4 protein-coding genes and 1 pseudogene are annotated in these 4,583 nt (G+C 63.8%); 2 read left to right on the forward strand and 3 right to left on the reverse strand.

Annotated elements, in window-relative coordinates; genetic code table 11:
* Positions 1–330, reverse strand: a pseudogene (locus WCE35_RS11745) (lytic murein transglycosylase); the annotation flags it as partial.
* Positions 331–540: 210 nt separating this feature from the next.
* Between WCE35_RS11745 and WCE35_RS11750 the strand changes: the two are divergent.
* On the forward strand, positions 541–1,422 hold the full coding sequence (locus WCE35_RS11750) for a UTP--glucose-1-phosphate uridylyltransferase (protein ID WP_424593508.1): 882 nt from the start codon (positions 541–543) through the stop codon (positions 1,420–1,422).
* A 79-nt stretch (positions 1,423–1,501) separates the two neighbouring features.
* Here WCE35_RS11750 and WCE35_RS11755 read toward each other — a convergent pair whose 3' ends face one another.
* The gene (locus WCE35_RS11755; protein WP_424593509.1) at positions 1,502–2,998 is read right to left on the reverse strand and encodes a sensor domain-containing diguanylate cyclase; all 1,497 of its coding nucleotides are present in this window, start codon (positions 2,996–2,998) and stop codon (positions 1,502–1,504) included.
* Between the two features lie 157 nt (positions 2,999–3,155).
* Here WCE35_RS11755 and WCE35_RS11760 point away from each other — a divergent pair, with 157 nt between their 5' ends.
* Positions 3,156–3,413 (forward strand): DUF7662 domain-containing protein, encoded by a 258-nt coding sequence (locus WCE35_RS11760; protein ID WP_424593510.1) that lies wholly within the window; start codon positions 3,156–3,158, stop codon positions 3,411–3,413.
* A 978-nt stretch (positions 3,414–4,391) separates the two neighbouring features.
* Here WCE35_RS11760 and WCE35_RS11765 read toward each other — a convergent pair.
* Positions 4,392–4,583 (reverse strand): EAL domain-containing protein (locus tag WCE35_RS11765; RefSeq protein ID WP_424593511.1); only part of this gene is annotated, 192 nt, incomplete at its 5' end.

The raw sequence follows: 4,583 nt of genomic DNA on the forward strand, positions 1-4,583 counted from the left end.
TTGAGTGACATTGCGGCGTGCGGCATCGGGCCACATCGCGGCGACGCAGTTTGGAAAGTTCGCTGCCGCCTGCCGGATCGCGGATGCTGTCATCAGGGGGTGACCGGAGGCGCCGTCCTCGCCGCTCCAGGGCGGCGGCCCGCCGTCAGGGCCAGGCGCGGCCTGCGGTGGCGCCGATGTTTCCGGTTTCGAGCCGGAGAAAATATTGCCGAACAGGTTCGACAGCCCGTCACTGGTCGACTGCGCACTGGCCTCGCCGCAAGAAATTAGCGCCGCCGCGACGATGATCGCGCCGGTCCGATGGGTCACCGATGTTGCCGTGCGCCGCATGTCCTGTCCGCCTGCCTCAAACGACCGTTCCAGAAGCCCTTCTCACGCTTTCCAATAGCTTAACAAAGGCGAGATTTTGTTGCCTTGGCCTTCCCGGGTCGCGGGGGCGGAAACGGCCATCACACATCCGCCTTTGTTAGCGGATGCAAACCGGCTGCCAACGTGCGATTGATCGCGCCGTCCCACCCTTTTGAGGCCCCCGACATTCCCATGAAAATCCGCAAAGCCGTCTTTCCGGTCGCCGGCCTCGGCACCCGCGTCCTGCCCGCCACCAAGGCGATGCCGAAGGAAATGCTGACCATCGTCGACAAGCCGCTGATCCAGTATGTGGTCGATGAGGCGCGGGAAGCCGGCATCGAGCATTTCATCTTCGTTACCGGCCGCAACAAGGGCGTGATCGAGGACCATTTCGACCGGATGTACGAGCTCGACGCCACGCTGGCAGCGCGCGGCAAGAAGGCCGAGCAGGACATTCTGGCGCGCGACCAGCCCGCGGCCGGCGCCATGAGCTTTACGCGGCAGCAGGCGCCGCTCGGCCTCGGCCACGCGGTATGGTGCGCCCGCGACATCGTCGGTGACGAGCCGTTCGCGGTCGTGCTGCCGGACGAACTGGTGCTGAACACGCCGGGCTGTCTGGCGCAGATGATCGAGGCCGCAGGCGGGCTCGGCGACAAGTCCAATTTGATCGCGGTCGAGGCGGTGCCCGACCATCTCACCCATCAATACGGCATCTGCGGCGTCGGCAAGCGCCACGCCCACGGCAACATGTTCGAGGTCGACGGCATGGTGGAGAAGCCGCCGAAAGGCACCGCGCCGTCCAATCTTTCGATCACCGGGCGCTACATCCTGCAGCCGGAGATCTTCAGGATTCTGCAAACCCAGGCGCGCGGCGCCGGCGGCGAGATCCAGCTCACCGATGCGATGATCGGGCTTGCCAGGACGCAGCGCTTTTACGGCGTCGAATTCAAGGGCGAGCGGCACGATTGCGGATCGAAGCCCGGCTTCCTGCGCGCCAACATCGCCTTCGGCATGGCGCGCGCCGATCTGCGCGACGGCCTGCGCGCCGAGATGAGGAAGTATCTGGAGCAGTAGGGGCAAGGGACAGGTCGCGGAGCTCGCCATCGGGCGCGCATTCGCGCGACCCGTTCGCTCGCAATGACGAGTTGACCGCCTAAGCCACCAGCGAAAGCTTCGGCAAGCTCGCGACCACGCACTGGTTACGGCCGCTTTCCTTTGCGGCATAGAGCGCCTTGTCGGCGGCTTCCACGAGGGCGGGCCAGTCCATGCCGGCGACCGGCGTCACGCTGGCTATGCCGATGCTGACGGTCGTGATCGCCGGGCCGTCGGACCATTGTCGCACCTTGTGCCGGATGTTCTCGGCCACCCGCATCGCATCGGTGGCCGAGCAGGTCGGCAGCAGCACCGCGAATTCCTCGCCGCCATAACGCGCGGCGCAGTCGCCGGCGCGCTTCACCGAGTCCGAGATGCAGATCGCGATACCGACCAGCACCTGGTCGCCGGCCTGATGACCGTAGGTGTCATTGTAGGATTTGAAGTGGTCGGCATCGATCATCAGCAGCGCGAGCGGCATTTTCTGGCGCGTCGCGCGGCGCCACTCCGCGTCGATCTCGGTATCGAACTTGCGCCGGTTCTTCAGCCCGGTGAGCGCGTCGGTGGTCGCAAGCTCCTCGAGCTTGTCCTCGGCCTGCGCGCGGCGGCCGATTTCGCGCCCGAGGAACAACGTGACGCCGAGCACGAAGGAGATCAGCGCTATCATGACCGCGCCGATCCGGGTCGCCTCGGTGCGCCAGAGGCTGAGAATGTCCCTCCAGGGCTTGCCAACCACAACAACAAGCGGCCGGGTGCCGTCGCGCCAGATAAACAGCCGCGGCACGCCATCAAACGCGCCCGGCCCCGAATACGATCCGCTCGGCTCGGACAGCACCCGGATAACACCGGGCAGGTGGCCGAGATTCTTGCCGATCACGTCGAGGTCGAATGGCGTCCGCATGATCACGGTGCCGTCGCGGCGCAACACGGTGATGATATCGTCCGGGCCGAGATTGAGGCGGCCGACCAGGTCGTGAAAATAGCTGAAGCGGATTGAGCCCACGGCGATACCGAGGAAGCGGCCGTCGTCGCCGGTGATGCGGCGGCTCAGCACGATCGAGTACGCGCCGCGGTGCAGCATCGGGCGGCTGATGAACAGGCCGGTGTCGGGCTGGTCGCGATGAATCTGGAAAAATTCCTCGTCGGCGCGATTGTCAGGCGCCGGATCGAGGCTCGAAGCATCGATCGTCAGATTACCTCGCGGGTCGAACACCTGGATCGCGCCGAAATGCTTGGCGCTCGCGGCACGATCGAACAGGATCAGGTGCCGGATCTCCGGTTTGACGTTGTTGATCTCCGGCAACAGCATGTTGCTGGCGACGGCGCGCAGCGACAGGTCGTACAGTTCGACGTTGCGGCTGATGTCGGAATCGATGCTCGATGCCAGGTTCTCCAGCGTCTGCTGCGCCAGTTTCTCTTCGCCATGGCGCATGTCGAGCATGACGATGGCGCAGATCGCGGTGAAGCCGATGACCGTCACCACGGACGAGGCGATCAGCAACTTGGCCGATAGCCGCCAGGGCCGGGTGGCCACGTCCTTGCGCCGTCTGAACAGCATTGCCAGCTCCCAGCTTGTGTAGATGCACGGGAAACCTTGTCGTAGCCTTAAGCGGAGACAACGATGCGGTCTTGCGTTAACGATTCGTTGCCCCGAATCGCGCCAATGCCGCCTCAACCGGCGCCAAGGCCGACCAAATGCACAACCGAGACCGATCGTGAACGACTACGACCCGCTGCGGGATTACCTGAAGAAGCAGAAGCTTCCCGAATTCGTGCTGAGCTTCGAAGCGATCGAGGACATCATCGGCGCAGCCTTGCCGCGCGCGGCGCATCGCGCGTCGTGGTGGGAGACCCTGCGCAGCCCGCAGGAGAAGATGCCGCAGCGCGAAGCCTGCCTCGACGGCGGCTACATCGCGACGCGGCTGGCGGATGGCAGGAGCGTGCGGTTCAAAAGGATAAAGGCAGGGAAATAGAGCTGCGTAGGCGGGTTCTCTTTAACCTGCCGCTCGATACGAGATGGCGGATTAAAGAGAATCCGCCTGCGCAGGCTGCGGAATCCTTGGCGCGACAGATCGACCCGCCGGGCAAATCAGTAAAATCCTGTCAATCCCCTCCAGAGAAAATATTCCTATTTCCAGGCGACCCCAAATCAGTTCAGAACATTTGCCATCCCGTCCCGAGAAGGGGCGTATCATGATCGTCACGAACGTGGGGCGGGATGCGGTGGACGCGGCAGCGTCAGGCGTGCAACGGGATCGCAGGGCGGGCTTTGCCTGTGAGCGATCAACGGCACGCAGACGACGGCGCTAAAGCGTACGGCAAAACCGTGTGGTCCTGACACCCGTTGCTGGTGCCAAGTTGCGCGGAGGCGAAGTCAACTCAACCGAGCTTGGCCAGCCTTGATCCGCCAACGACGGTGACAAGACGAATTCGTCGCCGGGGAGAGTACGGCATAAGCTGTAAAGCCATTGCGCAGGGAATGCCGGATTGCCTCCGCTGAACCTGTATGCTCGTGTGCGCATTCTTTGCACAATCTTGCACACGAGACCGCGGGTGCAGCGCGCACCCGGCATTCCCTGCACCCTCCAGTTTCGAGGGTACGGAAGGAATCAACCGCAAACCTCGGTCGCTTCGCGACGCGAGATCGCGAATTCATATCCAGTCGTCATCACCCGCGCATGCCGGTGATCCGGTATCCCAGAGGCGTCGGTGACAGACTCGCAAGGCCGCGGCGTACGCGGGTATGACGGCATTGTGCGGGGCCGCGCCATCCTCGTCATTGCGAGCCAACGGGTCGCGCGAATGCGCGCCCGATGACAGGCTCCGCGACTTGTCCGCCGTAGCTCAACGAGCGAAGGCGGAAGCAATCCATCTCGCAGCGCAATGGAAGAATGGATTGCTTCGTCGTTTTGCTCCTAGCAATGACGGACAGGCTCACAACGACGGCAGAGCTAACTCGCCGCCTCCAGCCGCTCTTCCGTCAACAGCCGCATCGCGGCGTCCGCATCCATCGGCTCGCCGAAGGCAAAGCCCTGGGCGTATTCGCAGCCCAATTGATAGAGCTCGACCGCGTCGGAATCGGTCTCGGCGCCTTCGGCCACCACGTCCATGCCGAGGTCGTGCGCCAGCGCGATGATCGATTT

The organism is Bradyrhizobium sp. (assembly GCF_049691595.1).
Lineage (GTDB): Bacteria > Pseudomonadota > Alphaproteobacteria > Rhizobiales > Xanthobacteraceae > Bradyrhizobium.